Origin of the sequence: Curtobacterium sp. MCBD17_028, from assembly GCF_003234875.1 — a bacterium.
In the GTDB taxonomy this organism is placed as follows: Bacteria; Actinomycetota; Actinomycetes; order Actinomycetales; family Microbacteriaceae; genus Curtobacterium.
The window spans coordinates 147,260-163,594 of the sequence record NZ_QKTQ01000007.1; the positions used below are offsets into that span (position 1 = coordinate 147,260).

Below are 16,335 nucleotides of genomic sequence, written 5' to 3' on the forward strand. Positions count from 1 at the left end.
ACGGTGCGGCCTCGTTCGGGTCGATGGCCGCACCGTCCCCCTTCTCCTCGCCGCTCGCGGGACTCGGTCCGTCCTGCCACGCTCCCGACCGGTGTCCATCCGCCCGGCGGTATCGTCGGCACATGGGGCACGACCAGGCAGACGAGGGATCGGACCCCGAGCGCGTGCCCGACCCGCATCAGGAGCGGACGGCGGAGCACGAGCGCAGCGTGCATCCCGAGGACGCCATGCCCCTCGCCGAGCTCGATGCACACGCTCGCGCCGAGGCGGCACTCCGGCGCATCGCGGCCGGCAGCGACCCGGGGCGCGAGGCCTTCGACCTCGCGAACACCCTCAACGACGAGACCGTCGCGCGCGTGCGCGCTCGACTCACCCGCTGGTTCCGGCGACACTGACGCGGTCACCGCCGCACCGCCGCGAACGGCCTGGAGGCGCGCACACCGCCGGGCCGACCCCGTCCGGTCCGGTCCGACCCGGCCCGCCGCGTCCTTGTGGGTCGGCGACGCTCGCGATCAGTCGGCCGCGCCCTGCGGCCGGAACCCCGTGACGACGGCGGCGATGTCGTCTCCACCGTGCCCCGCGGCGCTCGCCTGGCCGTAGACGGCCACGAGGGCGTCGAGCAGCGTCGTGCTGACGCCGGACTCGTTCGCCGCGTCGACCATCAGGCCGATGTCCTTCCGGAGTCCGTCGAGCGCGAACTGCGGGTCGAACCGGTCGGCGATCATCGCGGCGCCCTTGGTGTGCGCGTACTGCGAGTCGGAGGCGCTGCCGTCGATCGCCTGCAGGAAGAGGTCGGGGTCGAGTCCGAGTGCGGTGGTGAGCGTGAGCGACTGCGCCGTCGCGGCCGTGATCGAGGCGATCCAGGCGTTCGCGGCGAGCTTCAGTGCGGTCCCGGCCCCGACCGCGTCCCCGGCGACGACGATCTTGACGCTGATGGCCTCGAGCACCGGCCGGACGCGGTCGAGGAACTCCTGCGGACCGGCGGCGAGCATGGTGAGCTTGCCCTGCTCCGCCGGTCCCTTCGTCCCGAGCATCATCGCCTCGACCAGGGTGATCCCGTGCTCGGCGGCGACGCGCACCACGCGCTCCGTGCCCTCGAGGCCGATGGTCGAACTCTGGACCCAGATGGCCGACTCGGGGGCCGCGTCCGCCGCCTGCCCGAGGACCTCGAGCACGGCGTCGATGTCGAACAGCGTCAGCAGGACGACCTGCGCCGATGCCACGGCGTCAGCGGGCGAGGTCGCGACCGTGGCGCCCTGTTCGCCGAGGGGCTGCGCACGCTGGGCGGAACGGTTCCACACGGTCACGTCGTGCCCCTCGCGCAGGAGCGACCCCGCGACGCCGGCACCCATCGCACCCGTCCCCAACACCGTCACCCGCATGCGCGCCTCCTCCGTCCGGTGCCCGGCTCGGTCGCCGCGGCAGCGCCGCCGACGCTACGCCGAGGAGCCCGCGAGGACGGCGAGTCAGGCTGCGTTCGCCACGACCTCGAGCACACCCTGGCCGTAGGCCTCGAGCTTCGCGGCCCCGACGCCGCTGATCTGCGCGAGCTGCTCGAGCGTCGCCGGTCGCGTCGCCGCGATACCGCGCAGGGTGGCGTCACCGAACACGACGTACGCCGGCACGCCCTGTTCTCGCGCGCGGGTGCTCCGCCACGCGCGCAGGGCCTCGAACAGGCCGGTGGCCTCGCTCGGGAGGTCCGTGGGCGCCGCCCGACGCCGGGTCGCCCGCACGGGACGGGGCTGTTCGCGCCGGAGCCGGACCTGGACACGCCCGGCCAGGACGTCGGCGCTCGTCGGGGTGAGCACGAGGGTGCCGTACCCGTCGCCCGAGACACCGACGAACCCCTGCGCCAGGAGCTGCCGCACGACGCCGCGCCACTCGCCCTCGGACAGGTCCTGCCCGATCCCGAAGGTCGCGAGGGACTCGTGGCGCAGCTCCTGCACCCGCGGCGACTGCTTGCCGACCAGGATGTCGACGATGTGCCCCGCGCCGTACCGCTGGCCGCGCTCACGGTCGAGCCGGACCACGGTGGACAGGAGCTTCTGCGCGGGCACGGTGCCGTCCCAGGCCTCGGGCGGGGCGATGCACGTGTCGCAGTTGCCGCACGGCGTGGACTCCTGCCCGAAGTACGCCAGGAGTCGCACGCGGCGGCACTCGACCGTCTCGCAGAGGGCGAGCATGGCGTCGAGGTGCATGCTGAGCCGTCGGCGGTGGGCGGCGTCGCCCTCGGACTGGTCGATCATCCGACGCTGCTGCACCACGTCGTTGAGTCCGTACGCCAGCCACGCGGTCGACGGCAGGCCGTCACGTCCGGCACGGCCGGTCTCCTGGTAGTAGCCCTCGAGCGACTTGGGCAGGTCGAGGTGGGCCACGAACCGGACGTCGGGCTTGTCGATGCCCATGCCGAACGCGATCGTCGCGACCATGACGACGCCGTCCTCGCGCAGGAACGTCGCCTGGTTCCGGGCGCGCACCCCGGCGTCGAGTCCGGCGTGGTACGGCAGCGCCGGCACCCCGCGTTCCACGAGCGCTGCGGCGGTCCGCTCCACCGACGCCCGGGACAGGCAGTAGACGATGCCAGCGTCCCCGGCGTGCTCGGTGGTGATGAACTTGAGCAGCTGCTGCAACGCGGCTGCCTTGGGCTCGATCCGGTACTGGATGTTCGGGCGGTCGAAGTCCGCCACGAAGTGCGCGGCGTCGTCGAGGCCGAGCCGGGCGGAGATCTCGCGGTGCGTTTGTGGCGTCGCGGTGGCCGTGAGCGCGATCCGGGGCACGCTCGGCCACCGTTCGTGCAGGACGCTGAGTTCGAGGTAATCCGGCCGGAAGTCGTGCCCCCACTGGGCGACACAGTGGGCTTCGTCGATGGCGAAGAGGCTGATCGCCGCGCGGTCGAGCAACGCCCGCGTCGACTCGAGCCGGAGTCGCTCGGGCGCCAGGTAGAGCAGGTCGACCCGACCGTCCACGAGGTCGCGTTCGACCCGGGCACGTTCGTCGGGCGTCTGCGTGGAGTTGAGGAACGCCGCGCGCACGCCGTTCGCGGCGAGGGCGTCGACCTGGTCCTGCATGAGCGCGATGAGCGGGGACACGACGACGCCGACGCCGTCGCGCACGAGGGCGGGCACCTGGTAGCACAGCGACTTGCCGCCGCCGGTCGGCATGAGCACGAGCGCGTCGCCGCCACCGACCACCTGGTCGATGATCGCCGCCTGCTGCCCGCGGAAGGCGTCGTACCCCCAGACGCGCTGCAGGACCTCGAGCGGCGCCGACCGCGCACTCGACGCGTCTCGCGCACCGGAGGCCCCGGGCGCGCGGACGGACGAGGGACTGCTCATGCCGGCAGCCTACGGGCGTCCGCCGACACGGTCCTCCCGGTCCGTCCCGGTGTGGGCGATCACGCTCGCGTCCGAGGTGGGGAGGACGTCCGCGGTGGTGGGCACGGCCTCCCAACCGGGCTCGACGGTGCTGCTCCAGATCGGCGTCCGCCCGCGGAACCGCGGACCCTCCGCGCCCGGGCGTCGACGGTCCAGCCGCGACCGCCGCGCGAGCAGGTCGACGAGCAGCGCGTAGATCCCCATGGTGACGATGGTGACGATCGCGCCACCGGCCGAGCCGTCGGAGGACGTGGTGTCGAGCCGCGACCACCCCGGGGCCTGCAGCAGGAAGATGACCACGTTGTTGAGCGCGTGGGCGAGGATCCCCGACTCGAGGCCACCCGTCCGCCAGGCGAGGATCGCCGCGATGGCGCCGAACGACCCCACGTCGACGATCCCCCACACGTCGTACCCGTTCGGCAGGTGCAGCAGGGCGAAGCAGATCGTCGACACGAGGACGGCCGGGATCGGGTTCCGCACCCACGAGCCGATCGTCTGCATGAGGAACCCGCGGAAGATGTACTCCTCGGCTGCGGCCTGGAACGGCACGAGCACGACGACCATGACCACGGTCACGATGAGCGTCGTCGAGGACACCGTCTGGTGCCCGAGCTGCCGTGTGCCGAAGGTGAGGAAGCCGGCGCCGGGCGTGTGGAACATCGACCAGCCCTGGATGCCGACCGTGAGGACCGCGAGCACGAGGAGCGGGAGCAGACAGCGCGCCATCCACCCCCAGCGCACGCGGAACCGCACCGAGGACAGCTGACCCCACGGTCCGAGCCCGGCGATCCGGACCGCCGCCATGATCGCCGGCAACAGCAACACGAGGGAGGCGAGCGTCAGCCCGAGCACGAGCGGATCCGTCGACGACAGCGCGTCGTGCTGGATCTCGTGCGCGAACCGCTGGAGGCCCGACACACCCGATCGCGCCAGGATCGGCACGAAGAACCCGATCGCGATGAGCACCTGGCTGACGAGGTAGAACCCGAGGAACACGGCGAGCGCCACCAGGGGTCGCCACCACCGCCAGCGCGAGTGGACGCGGAACAGGCGGTGGTAGGGGACGCTCACGCCGGAAGGCTACCGGGCCGACCTCGCCGGACACTCCGCTCCGGCGGCGGGACCCGCGTCCGCGTCCGCCCGGAGCCTGCCGGGAGGCCCGTGGTACGCATGACGTGTGCGTTACGTCATCATCGGGGCCGGATCGATCGGCGGCGCCCTGGCGGCCCGCCTCGCCCGCCACAGCCCGAACCCGCCCGTCCTCGTCGCCCGCGGGGCCCGGGCCGCGGCCCTGCGCGACCGCGGGATCCGGCTGCGGACACCCGACGAGGACGTCACCGTCCCGGTCGCGGTCGTCGAGGCCCCGGACGAGGCCGCGCTCCGCGACGACGACGTGCTCGTCCTGACGACGAAGACGCAGCAGGCGGACGAGGCGCTCCGGACCTGGGCGGACGCGCCCGTGCACGACGCCGGCGGCACGGTCGTCGGTACCGCGGGCGACCTGCTCCCCGTCTGCACCGCACTCAACGGGGTCGAGTCCGAACGCATCGCCCTCCGGTACTTCGAACGCGTGTACGGCGTCTGCGTCTGGCTCCCCGCGGTGAGCCTGGACCCCGCCGAGGTCGTCGTGAGCATCGCGCCGACGATCGGCATCCTCACCATCGGCGCGTACCCGGCCCGCCCGGTCGACGACGACCCGGTCGTGGCGGCGTTCGCGGCGGACTTCCGCGCGAGCGGCGTCGACGTGTACCCGGAGGCCGACGTGATGGGGTGGAAGTACCAGAAGCTGCTGTCGAACCTGGCGAACGGCCTCCAGGCCCTGCTCGGTCCGGACGGGGCGTCCTGGCGGGACCTCGCGTCGGCGCTCCGCGAGGAAGCCCTCGGGGTCTACGCCGCCGCCGGTGTCCAGGCGGTGTCCGACGCGACCGAGAAGGCCCGACGGGGCGACACGTTCCGCTCCCGCCCCGTCCCCGGCGTCGAGCACGAACTCGGCGGGTCGTCCTGGCAATCGCTCGTGCGCGGGTCCGGCTCGATCGAGACCGACTACCTCAACGGCGAGATCGCGCTGCTCGCGCGGTCGGCCGGCACGCACGCACCGCGGAACGCGCTCGTGCAGCACCTGGCACGCGTCGCCGCCCGCGACCACCTCCAGCCCGGAGCCGTCACACCCGACGAGATCCGCAGCCGGTTCGCGACACTGGCGGCGGGGGTGGCGGCGTGAGCGCGCTGGACGGCATCCAGGTCCGGCCCGGCACCGCGATCGAGGCGGACGCGTGCGTCGACCTCTGGTTGGCGGCGCTCACCGACCGCGACGGCGAGGACCAGGGCGCGCCCGTGCGGGAACGCGCCCGGTCCAAGTTCGCCCTGCCGGGGGCGGAGCTCCTCGTCGCGACCCGCACCGGTGACGGCGGCGCCGGGTCGGAGATCGTCGGCTTCGCGGTGACGAGTGACCGGGGCGACGCGGTGGTCGGGCTCGAGCTGTTCGCCACGCGGCCGGATGCCAGGGGTCTGGGCGTCGGACGCGCCCTGCTCGAGCGCGTCCTCGCCGAGGCCGAGGCCAGCGGCGCGGTGCTCGTCGAGCTCGAGAGCCGGGTGACCAACGCCCGGGCCATCGCGGTGTACGAGGCAGCGGGGTTCCGGCCGGAGGGCGACCCCGTGCCGCATCCACTCGGCGGCGACCCCGTCGTCCGGTACGCGTTGCCGGTCGTCGGGGCCTGAGCTCCGCGCGGGTCACACCGTCGTCCGCACCGTCGACCCTCCGCCCGGTGCTCGCCGGACCTCGATCCGGTCGGGGATCCGCTGCTTGAGTTCCTCGACGTGGCTGACGATGCCGACCTGGCGTCCGCCGGCCGTCAGACGCGTCAGCTGCCCGACGACGCCGTCGAGCGTCTCCGGGTCGAGCGTGCCGAACCCCTCGTCCACGAACAGGGTGCCGAGCTCGACACCGCCGGCCTCGGCCTGGACGACGTCGGCGAGGCCGAGCGCCAGACACAGCGACGTCGTGAACGTCTCGCCACCCGACAGGCTCCGCGGGTCGCGCGTCCGTCCGGTCTCGTGGTCGCGCACCGCCAGGGCCAGACCCGTGCGACGGGCGCGCGAGGACGCCTCGCGTTCGTCCGAGGCCTCGAGCGCGAACCGGCCCCCGAGCATCGCGCCGAGTCGACTGTTCGCGGCGGCGACGACGTCCTCGAACCGCCGCATGAGCACGTACGTGCCGAGCGTGATGCCCGTCGGGTTGACGCTCGACGCCGCGGTCGCGATGTCGGCGAGGCGGACCACCGCGCGGCTCTCGGCCGAGGTCTCCTGTCGTGCCCGCACCGCCCGGGTGAGGTCGGCGCGTCGAGCCGAGGTCGCGACCGCACGGGCCTCCGCGGTCGCCGCCGCACCGGTGGCGGCCTGGAGGGCCTCCTCGGCTCCGTCGGCACGCGTCCGGACGGCCTCCAACTCGGCTCCGTCGACGGCGTCGTGCTCGGCCGCGGCGACGTCCGCCTCGGCGAGGCCGGCCTGCACGACCGCGTGCTCGCGTTCGGCTCCCGCGACCTCGGACCGGAGCCGCGACGCCTCGTCCGGCCCGAGCCCTGCGGCGCGGGCGGCGTCGGCGTCGGCGAACCCCGCGTCCCCCAGCGCGCGCTCGACCTCCGCTGCGCGGGCCAGCACGTCACGGTCGTCGCTCCGCAGTGCGTCCGCCGCGGCGGCGACGGCTGCGTAAGCGGCCGCGTCACGATCGAGCGCGGCGACGGCCTGGTCGAGCGAGCCGGTGCCGACACCGCCGGCGTCGACCACCGAGGCACGGCAGCGCTCCACGGTGGCCTCGTCGGCGGCGAGCGCGGCGGCATCGGCGGCGTGGCCGGCGCGCCCGGCCGCCACCTGCGCGGCCAGCGTGCTGCGTTCCTCGGCCAGGGCGCGGGTGTCGCGGTCGAACGCCTCGAGTCGCTCCTCGGCCCGGGCGACCTCGGCCGCGGCAGCGTGCGCACGCGCGATCCGGTCGCGCAGCGCCGACGCGGTCGCGGCGACGGACTCGGGCGTCGCCGCACCGATCGCGGTGGTGAGCCGGTCGCACTCACGCCGCGCGACGGCCTGCCGAGCGGCGGCGGCGCGTTGGTCGACGTCGGCGGTGGCGCGGGCGTCGGCGGCGGCCTCGATGTCGTCGTCCGTCGGGTGGCCGTCGAGCGGCGCCGCGACCGCCGGGTGGTCGACGGAACCACACACCGGGCACGGCTCTCCCGGCGTCAGGACGCCGGCGAGCTCACCCGCGAGGCCCGCCGCCCGCCGTGTCCGCAGGTCGGCCTCGTGCGTGATGGCCGCCTGCGCCCGGAGCGACGCGGCGGCAAGGTCGGCGTCGGCGGCGGTCGCGTCGGCCGCGGCGCGGTCCCGGTCGTCGAGCAGGGCCCGCACGGCGTCGAGGTCGGCCAGCGCGCGCTCCGCGACGGGTCCGTCGGCGGCCCGGTCCGCGGCCGCGCGGGAGATCGTGACGAGCGCGAGCCGTTCGGCGGGCCGGGCGTCGAGGAGGGGTTCGAGCGCGGCGCGGCGCTCCTCGGCGCGGGCGAGCTCGGTGCGGGCCGAGGCGAGGGCGGCGCGCCGGGCCGGCAGATCGCGCTCGAGCGCGACGGCGTGCCGCGCACCCGCGACGACGTCGCGGAGCGCGGCGGCGTGCGCGGCGAGCGCGGTGGTGTCGACCGCCGGCATCGACTCGAGGTCCTCGAACACGCTGCCGTCCGCGTCCAGCGGCGCGCCACCGGCTCCGGCGCCCACCCCGACGGTGTGGCGTGTGAGGGCGTCCCGGTGCTCGGCGACGACCCGCGCGAGATCCGCGCCGCGACGCTCAGCACGCGTCCGGGCGGTGTCGAGGCCGACGATCAGGCCGAGCACGCGACCGGCCCGTTCCGCGAGCTCGAGCCGGGCCCGGGCACCGGCGACCTGCTCCGCGCGGTCCGACAGCGCGGCCTGTCGGCGGAGCAGGTCCGCCCGGCGCCGGAGTGACCGCGCCCGGCGTTCCGCGTCCGCCAGGTCGGCGCGAGCGCGCGCGGCGGCACCCGCCGCGGCGTCCCGGGCCGTGGTCGCCTCGTGCGCGGCGGCGGTGACCTCGGCGACCACGGCATCGGCCGCGAGTTCGTCGACGGTCTCGAGGCCCGCCGCCTCGGCGAGGCGGTTGAGCGCGTCGTGCACGGCGGCGTCCGCACGCTCGACCGCCGCGGCGGCCGCACGGCGGCGAGCGACGAGTTCCTCGGTCGTGCGCTCGTACACGTCCGTGCCGAACAGCGACTGCAGCAGTGCACGACGGTCCTCACCGGGAGCGCGCAGGAAGCGGGCGAACTCCCCCTGCGGCAGCACGACGGTCTGCACGAACTGGGCGCGGTCGAGCCCGATGATGCGCTGGACCTCGGCGCCGACCTCTTGCGTCGCGATCGACAGGGGTTCCCCGACGGCGTCCCCGGGCGCGGCCAGCCGCCACAGGCGGGCTGACGCGTTCTGCCGCGTCGTGCCGCCTCCGCTCTTCTTCGGGCGGTCGTGGGCGGGGGTGCGCCGGACCCGGTGGACCCCTGCCGCGGTCTCGAACACGAGCTCGACGAACGGCTCGACCCCGGCGTCGGCGTGGTGGCTGTGGAGGCGGTCCTTGCTCGCACCCTCGCCCGCGAGCGACCCGTAGAGGGCGAACACGACGGCGTCGATGATCGTCGACTTGCCCGCACCCGTCGGCCCTTCCAGCAGGAACACACCCGAGGCCCCGAGCGCCGCGAAGTCGATGTCGACCGTCTCGGCGTACGGACCGATGGCGGCGAGACGGAGGTGGTGCAGGTACATCAGCGCTCCCCTCCGGCGGCGAGGGCGGCCTCGTACGCGTCGCGCAACACGGCGGTCTCGGCCTCGGTCGCCGGGCCACCGGTCGCGAACGCCACGAAGTCGGCCGCGACCTCGACCGGGTCCGACGCGGCGGTGACGGTCGCGGCGGTGCGATCGGTGGTACCGCCCGCGGGCTCGTGGAGGATCGACAGGGCGTGGGGGAACCGGTCCTTCACCCGCGCGTACATGCGATCCGGATGCACGGTGTCGGTGACGCTCACACGGACCCAGGCATCGGCGTGCTCGGCGGCCGCCCCCTGCTCGATCTCGGCCATCGTCGCCCGGACGTCGACGAGCCGCCGCGGCACGGGTGCGGGGAGCAACTCGACGGACACCCCGCCGTCCGCACCGAGCTCCACGAGGGTCACCGACTTGCGCTGGTGCCGCTCGCCGAACGAGAACGCGAGCGGCGAACCGGCGTACCGGATGCGGTCGCCGTCGCCGACCCGCTGCGGGCCGTGCAGGTGCCCGAGAGCGACGTAGTCGATGCCGTCGAACACGCCCGCGGGCACGCGGTCGACACCGCCCACGCGGATGTCCTGCTCGCTCTCGCTCGGTGCGCCGCCGCCGACGAACGTGTGCGCGACCACGACGCTCCGGACACCGGGACGGCGACCGAGGTCGGCGCGGACCCGGTCGAGTGCGGCACGGACGACGGCCTCGTGCGAGCGCGCGAGCGGCGCGTCGGGATCGGCCGCGAGCGCATGGCGCACCATGTCCGGCGCGAGGTAGGGCACCCCGTAGACGGCGACCGTGCCGTGGTCGTCGTCCAGGAGGACCGGCTCGTGCAGCCGCTCGACCTCGGCGAGGATCCGGACCCGTTCCGCCATCACGCCGGCGCCGAAGCCGAGGCGCACGGCGGAGTCGTGGTTGCCGGGCGTCACGACGACGGGGGCGAGGGCGCTCAGTCGCTCCAGCACGCGGGACAGCATGCGGACGGCGGGTACGGGTGGGACCGCTCGGTCGTAGACGTCGCCCGCGACGACGACCAGGTCCACCGCGTGCTCCTGCACGAGATCGACGAGGTGGTCCAGGAAGGCCGCCTGGTGGTCGAGCAGGTCCGCGCCGAGCAGTGTCCGCCCGAGGTGCCAGTCCCCCGTGTGCAGGATCCGCATGTGCCCCCTCCGCCGCTGCGCCCGGAGCGTCCGGACCAGGTCACGGTAGCGGGCACCGCGGACATCGCCGGCTGCGCCGGGGTGGGGGGCCCGCGGTCACGGTGCCGGTCAGGGACACCGCGCACCGCGGGGGTCTGGGAGGATCAGCGGCCGGCGGAGTAGAGCGCGCTGACCTGGGCAGCCGACAGGGCCGAGTTGTAGACCGCGACGTCGTCGAGGTCGCCCTTGTAGTAGTTGCTCGTGGGCGCGTTCTGCCAGCCGCTCAGGTTGTCGTACCCGATGCGCCACCAGCCGGAGTCGGGCTCGGCAGCGGTGTTCGTGTTCGTGGCGACGCTGACGCCGTCGACGTAGAGGACCATGCCGCTCGACGACATCGTGCCGACCACGTGGTGCCACCGGCCGTCCGTCACCGTCTTGGTCGACGTGAGCGTGATGTTGCCGCTGTTGTAGACGCTGAACGAGACGGCGCCCGCCGAGTTGATGTACAGCTGTCGGTCGTACGCGCTCGAGCTGCCCGTCTGGCTGTTGCCGAAGCCGATGACCTTGCCCGCGGCGGTGGAGGTCCGGATCCACGCCTCGACCGTGAACACGGAGGGGGCGGTGATCTTGGTGGTGGACGTCGAGGTGACCTGACCGGTCGCGCCGTCGAGCGTGACGTACGGGCTCGAACCGCACGTGCCGGCGACGCGGGTGACACCGCTCGACAGCGTGGCCGTCGTGCCGCTGGAACCGAGGTCGGTCTCGCTCGTGCCCGACGCCGCGTTGAACGCGTAGTTGATCGTCGGCGAGTAGGTCACGGTGCGACCGAGGCAGGAGAACGACGAGGCGGCCCCGAAGGACGCGCTCGTGGAGGTCATGGCGCCGAAGGGCGCGGCCTCGGCCTTGCTCGGCAGGAGCAGTCCGGTCCCGACGGCGGCGAGCGCGACGGCCGAGCCGACGATGAGGGCGAACAGGCGAGCGGGGAGACGGCGACGTCCCTCCCGGCCCTGTGCCGCGGGGGCACCGGACGGCACGTCCGCGTCGTCGTCCTCGTCCTCGTCGACGAGGACGGGGATGAGCAGGTCGTCGACGTCGTCCGGGAGGCCCTCCCCGGCTTCGTCGTCGTCCGTCGCGGCGACGACGGGGCCGCGACGGAGCGGCGCGTCGATCGTGGACAGGAACGCCATGGCGGTGAGCGCGAGGACGAGGATCGCGACCTTCTTCCACTCACCGTCGCGGAGCCACATGACGGGCATCCCGATGTACGGCACGCGGATGAACCCGACACCGTGGACGGCGCTGCGCGTGATCGGCGTGGAGTCCGCCTGCGGGTTGGCGTCGCCCTTGGTGATGATCTGGCCGTCCTCGCCCGCCTTGTGGAAGCGGTGGAGACGGAGCTCGCCCGGCTGGTCGGGGTCGTCGTACAGCAGGACCTGACCGAGGTGGAGGGAGGTCGGCGCGACCGGCTTGGAGACGACGACGTCGCCCGGCTGGAGGCGCGGCTCCATCGAACCCGTCATGACGGTGGTGGGGTGCCAGCCGATGACGGCCGGTGCCACGGCCCAGAGCGCCATGCCGAGGATGGTGGCGATGACGCCGCGTGCGACGGTGGCGATGACCAGGCGGTTCCAGTCGCGCAGGTCACGGAGCCGGTCCACGCGCACCGCGGGCACCGCGGCGGGGGCCGGGATGGCGATGTTGGTCGTGGTCATGACTCGTTCCTCGGGGGCGGCACCGCTGGTGGTGGATCGGGCTGGTGGGTGGTGCTGGGTGGGAGGTCGTGCCTCCCGGTCGACGGTGGTGGTGTCGGCGGGACCGGGCGCAGTGGGGGCGCGCCCGGTCCCGCCGGTCCTGACCGCTCGCCGTCACGGGCGGTCAGGAGGTGGGGGCTCAGCTGTTCTGGGCCTCCCAGGTGAGGCCGAGCGCCGCCGTGCCGGCCTGCGCCGAGTTCGGGGTGGTCGACGAGACCGTGTAGGTGACCTGGTAGACGCGCGACTCCGAGGCGGAGCCGGTCGGGGTCCAGGTGCCGAGGCCGTTGCTGTAGTTCGTGTACGAGGACGCGAAGTTCGCGAGCGTGCCCGTGTAGAGCGTGCCGTTGGTGCTCGAGGGGGTGAAGCCCGTGCAGCTGCCGAAGCCGCCGCCGGTGCCCTGCTGGACCGAGATGTTCACGTAGGACGAGAGCCCGTTCGTGGTGGCCGCGCTCGTGCCGTAGAGCTTGACGGCCGAAGCGAGCGAGCCCGTCGAGGTGACCGTGATGCAGTTCGAGCCGGTCGAACCCGGCTTGAGGTTGGTGGCCGAGAAGAGCGCGGTGTTCGCGTCGTCGTCCGAGAGGGCGACGGTCCCGGCGGTCCAGTTGCTGGTGGGGTTCACCGTCGTGGCGGAGAAGGCCGAGTACGAGGCGGTGGAGACGACGACGCCGGAGGCGATCAAGGCGGCGGGGATGGCGATCCAGGCGGCGACACGGGCGGTGCGGGGGCTGACGCGGGGCATGACGGTACTCCTTGCGATGTGGTCTGCGATGCGGGATTTGGTACGACCATCAAGTTACTTTGTCGTCGTGCTGCTTACAAGCCGAGCCATACCCCCACTGCTGGGGGCATGGCTTGATTATCAAGATACTTGCTCATCGAGATGCGCCGGGCGAGGATGGAGTGCCGGCGGGAGCACGCTCGGCGCCGCCGACGATCAGGGACGACATGACGGACACCACCACCACGGCCACGGACAGGGCCCCGGGCACGGACGCGGCGGCACTCTCCCGCGTGCTCAACGCGTACCGCCTCATGCAGGTGCACCACGCCCGCGTGCTGACCCGCGAGAGCGCCGCGCGCGGACTCAACGCCACGGACGCGCGCTTCGTGTTCTTCCTGTCGGTCGCGGAGGCCGGCGTCACCCCGAAGCAGGCGAGCGAGTACCTCGCACTCTCGACCGGTGCCACCACGAACCTCGTCGACCGCCTGGTCGACCGCGGGCACATCGAGCGACGCCCGAACCCGGAGGACCGGCGGAGCGTCCTCCTGCAACTCACGCCGACGGGGGCCGAGACCGCCGAGCAGATCGGGGTCGTCTACCGCGCAGCGTTCGAGTCCGGGATCCCCACCGAGTACCTCGTCCCGCTCGCGCGGGCGTTCGAGCAGGTCGCCGCGCGCCTGGGCGAGTGCGCCAGCGCCGACGGCTGCCCGGACGCCGTCCACGCCGCGGGCTGATCCTCCACAGCGTCCCGGGTCCGCCCGTCCACCGTCGGCGCCCGGGGCTAGCGTGGCGGACATGACACCAGCAGAACTCCTCGCCGAAGCGTTCGCCCGCGTCCCCGAGACCGTCGAGCGCGCCGTCCGGAACCTGTCGGAGGACCAGCTCGCCGCTCGGCCCGCCGCCGGTGCGAACACGCTCGCCTGGCTCGCCTGGCACATCGCCCGCGGGCAGGACGCGCAGATCGCCGACCTCACCGGCAGCGAGCAGGTGTGGACGAGCGACGGCTGGTACGACCGGTTCGGCCTGCCGTTCCCGGCCGACGCGCTCGGGTACGGCATGTCCCGCGACGACGTCGGACGGGTCCGCGCATCGTCCGACCTGCTGCTCGGTTACCTCCGCGCGACCACCGCCCGGACACTCGAGTACGTCCGGGGCCTCGCACCCGAGGACCTCGACGCCGTGGTCGACGAGGCATGGGACCCGCCCGTGACCGCCGGCGTCCGCCTCGTCAGCATCCTCGACGACTGCGTCCAGCACGCTGGACAGGCCGGGTACGTCCGCGGACTCCTCTTCTTCGTGTCCTGACGCGCAGGTGGGGAACGACGGGAGGGACGGCGCGGGTCACCCCGCACCGTCCCTCCCGTCCGTGATCGCGCCCGGCGTCAGCGCTGCGCGAGCTCCGTGACGAGCGCGTCGCCGGGAGCGACGGGCGTCATCGGGGCGTCGATCTCGGCGCGCTCGAGCATGCCCTCCATCTTCCGGACGCGGTTCCGCGTGACGAGGGTCACGACGGTGCCCTCCTTGCCGGCACGGCCGGTGCGCCCCGCGCGGTGTGTGTACGTCTTGTACTCGTCCGGCAGGTCCGCCTGGATGACGAGCGAGACGTCGTCGACGTGGATGCCGCGCGCCGCGACGTCCGTGGCGACCAGGACGTTCACCCGGCCGCTCGTCAGGAGCGACAGGTTCCGGGTGCGTCGGGACTGGTTGAGGTCGCCGTGCAGGCTCGTCGCCCGGATGCCGGCGTCCTCGAGCTGGTCGGCCAGACGCTCGGCGTAGGCACGGGTCCGCGCGAACACCACGGTCTTGCCGTCGCCGCTCGCGAGTTCCTCGATGACGCGGTCCTTCTCGCGCTGCTCGACGACGAGGACCTGGTGGTCGATCGTCGAGGACGCCTGGTCCTCACCGAGGACCTCGTGCACGGACGGCTCGACGAGGAACTCGTCGACGAGCGCCGCGACCTGGGTGTCGAGCGTCGCGCTGAACAGCAGCTTCTGCGCGCGCGCACCGGTCGGCGTGACGTCGGCGGTCGCCTGGAGGATGCGCCGGACGGGCTCGAGGAACCCGAGGTCGCACATGTGGTCGGCTTCGTCGAGCACGGTGACGACGACCTCGCTGAGGTCGAGGCGGCCCTGCTCCATGAGGTCCTCGATGCGACCCGGCGTGCCCACGATGATGTCGACACCGCGCTGCAGCGCGCCCACCTGACGGCCCTGCGGCACCCCGCCGTAGATCTGGGTCGTGAACAGGCCCACCGCACGGGCGATCGGCTGGACGGTGCGGTCGATCTGCAGCGCCAGCTCGCGCGTCGGCGCCAGGATGAGCGCACGGGGGTTGCGGCCCATCCGGCGGTTCTTGCCCCCACCGTTCTCCATGAGCTTCTCGACGAGGGGCGCGCCGAACGCGATCGTCTTGCCGGAGCCCGTGCGGCCTCGACCGAGCACGTCCTTGCCGGCGAGGACGTCCGGGATCGTCGCGGCCTGGATCGGGAACGGACGATCCGCGCCGAGCTCGGCGAGCACCCGCACGATGTTGGAGCCGATGCCGAGGTCGCCGAAGGTCACGCCCTCGACGTCCGCGGCGACGGTGGCCTCCGCCTGGAGCTTCTCGAGCTTGACGTCGTCCGCGGGCACGTAAGCGGGACGGTCCTCACGGGCGTCGCCGAAGTGGCGGCCCGAGCGCTCTGCGGCGCGCGGGGTGCGACCGGTCCGGTCATCGCGGTCGAACGAACGCTGCGGCCGGTCGTTCCGGTCGTTCCGGTCGTACGAGCGCTGCGGCCGGTCGTTCCGGTCGTACGAGCGCTGCGGCCGGTCGTCCCGGTCGTTCCGGTCGAACGAACGCTGCGGCCGGTGGTCCCGGTCGTTCCGGTCGAACGAACGCTGCGGCCGGTCGTTCCGGTCGTACGAGCGCTGCGGCCGGTCGTTCCGGTCGAACGAACGCTGCGGCCGATCGCTCCGGTCGAACGAACGCCCACCACGGTCATCACGGTCATACGAACGCTGCGGCCGGTCGCTCCGGTCGAACGAACGCTGCGGCCGATCGCTCCGGTCGAACGAACGCCCACCACGGTCATCACGGTCATACGAACGCTGCGGCCGGTCGCTCCGGTCGTACGAGCGGCCGCCCCGGTCGTCCGAACGCTGCGGCCGGTCGCTGCGATCGAACGAACGCCCACCACGGTCATCACGGTCATACGAACGCTGCGGCCGGTCGCTCCGGTCGTACGAGCGGCCGCCCCGGTCGTCCCGGCCGGACGAACGGCCGCCGCGGTCGTCCCGGTCGGACGACCGCGCACCGCGCCGGTCGTCGCGCGGGAACCGCCCGCGGCTGCGGTCGTCGTCGTTGCTGCGCGGCTCCCAGTTCGGGCGGCCGGAGCGCTCTCCGGACGCGGCGCGGTCGCGGCGCTCCGCCGCGTCCCACCGCGCCTTCTGGCGACCAGCGGACGGCTCCTCGGCACGGTAGCCGCGGTGCTTCGGGCTCCGCGAGGCAGGGGTGCCGTTCGCGTGGCGGGCGGTGTTGTCGGCGCGCGAGGGCGCGCCCTTCTTGAAGGGGGACAT

The 16,335-nt window shown here is 73.7% G+C and carries 13 protein-coding genes; 5 read left to right on the plus strand and 8 right to left on the minus strand.

Annotation, left to right across the window (positions count from 1 at the left end; genetic code table 11):
* Positions 1 to 122: 122 nt before the first annotated feature.
* On the plus strand, positions 123 to 395 hold the full coding sequence (locus DEI86_RS10605; RefSeq protein WP_111012336.1) for a hypothetical protein: 273 nt from the start codon (positions 123 to 125) through the stop codon (positions 393 to 395).
* Positions 396 to 512: 117 nt separating this feature from the next.
* On the opposite strand, the gene DEI86_RS10610 is transcribed toward DEI86_RS10605, so the two are convergent.
* From DEI86_RS10610 to DEI86_RS10620, 3 genes are all read right to left on the minus strand, one after another.
* Positions 513 to 1,382, minus strand: coding sequence for an NAD(P)-dependent oxidoreductase (locus DEI86_RS10610; RefSeq protein WP_181439757.1), 870 nt, complete (start codon positions 1,380 to 1,382; stop codon positions 513 to 515).
* Positions 1,383 to 1,466: 84 nt separating this feature from the next.
* A complete protein-coding gene (gene recQ, locus DEI86_RS10615) occupies positions 1,467 to 3,335 on the minus strand; it encodes a DNA helicase RecQ (RefSeq protein ID WP_111049501.1) in 1,869 nt (622 codons plus the stop codon).
* A 9-nt stretch (positions 3,336 to 3,344) separates the two neighbouring features.
* Positions 3,345 to 4,445 (minus strand): CPBP family intramembrane glutamic endopeptidase, encoded by a 1,101-nt coding sequence (locus tag DEI86_RS10620; RefSeq protein WP_111026492.1) that lies wholly within the window; start codon positions 4,443 to 4,445, stop codon positions 3,345 to 3,347.
* Between the two features lie 106 nt (positions 4,446 to 4,551).
* On the opposite strand from DEI86_RS10620, the gene DEI86_RS10625 reads away from it, so the two are divergent.
* Positions 4,552 to 5,595 (plus strand): ketopantoate reductase family protein, encoded by a 1,044-nt coding sequence (locus DEI86_RS10625; RefSeq protein WP_111035510.1) that lies wholly within the window; start codon positions 4,552 to 4,554, stop codon positions 5,593 to 5,595.
* A complete protein-coding gene (locus DEI86_RS10630) occupies positions 5,592 to 6,092 on the plus strand; it encodes a GNAT family N-acetyltransferase (RefSeq protein WP_111010166.1) in 501 nt (166 codons plus the stop codon). The genes DEI86_RS10625 and DEI86_RS10630 overlap by 4 nt, the downstream gene beginning before the upstream one ends.
* 12 nt (positions 6,093 to 6,104) lie before the next feature.
* On the opposite strand, the gene DEI86_RS16985 is transcribed toward DEI86_RS10630, so the two are convergent.
* From DEI86_RS16985 to DEI86_RS10650, 4 genes are all read right to left on the minus strand, one after another.
* The gene (locus DEI86_RS16985) at positions 6,105 to 9,176 is read right to left on the minus strand and encodes an AAA family ATPase (protein ID WP_111049502.1); all 3,072 of its coding nucleotides are present in this window, start codon (positions 9,174 to 9,176) and stop codon (positions 6,105 to 6,107) included.
* Entirely contained in the window at positions 9,176 to 10,330 is a 1,155-nt protein-coding gene (locus DEI86_RS10640) for an exonuclease SbcCD subunit D (protein ID WP_111049503.1), read from the minus strand. The genes DEI86_RS16985 and DEI86_RS10640 overlap by 1 nt, the downstream gene beginning before the upstream one ends.
* A gap of 143 nt (positions 10,331 to 10,473) precedes the next feature.
* Entirely contained in the window at positions 10,474 to 12,021 is a 1,548-nt protein-coding gene (locus DEI86_RS10645) for a signal peptidase I (protein WP_111049504.1), read from the minus strand.
* Positions 12,022 to 12,199: 178 nt separating this feature from the next.
* Positions 12,200 to 12,799, minus strand: a complete 600-nt coding sequence (locus DEI86_RS10650) for a hypothetical protein (RefSeq protein WP_111010174.1) — start codon at positions 12,797 to 12,799, stop codon at positions 12,200 to 12,202.
* Between the two features lie 206 nt (positions 12,800 to 13,005).
* Here DEI86_RS10650 and DEI86_RS10655 point away from each other — a divergent pair, with 206 nt between their 5' ends.
* Both DEI86_RS10655 and DEI86_RS10660 read left to right on the plus strand, forming a co-directional pair.
* Positions 13,006 to 13,515, plus strand: coding sequence for a MarR family transcriptional regulator (locus DEI86_RS10655; protein WP_111049505.1), 510 nt, complete (start codon positions 13,006 to 13,008; stop codon positions 13,513 to 13,515).
* A 61-nt stretch (positions 13,516 to 13,576) separates the two neighbouring features.
* Positions 13,577 to 14,086 (plus strand): DinB family protein, encoded by a 510-nt coding sequence (locus tag DEI86_RS10660; RefSeq protein ID WP_111010178.1) that lies wholly within the window; start codon positions 13,577 to 13,579, stop codon positions 14,084 to 14,086.
* A gap of 77 nt (positions 14,087 to 14,163) precedes the next feature.
* Here DEI86_RS10660 and DEI86_RS10665 read toward each other — a convergent pair whose 3' ends face one another.
* On the minus strand, positions 14,164 to 16,335 hold the full coding sequence (locus DEI86_RS10665; protein ID WP_111049506.1) for a DEAD/DEAH box helicase: 2,172 nt from the start codon (positions 16,333 to 16,335) through the stop codon (positions 14,164 to 14,166).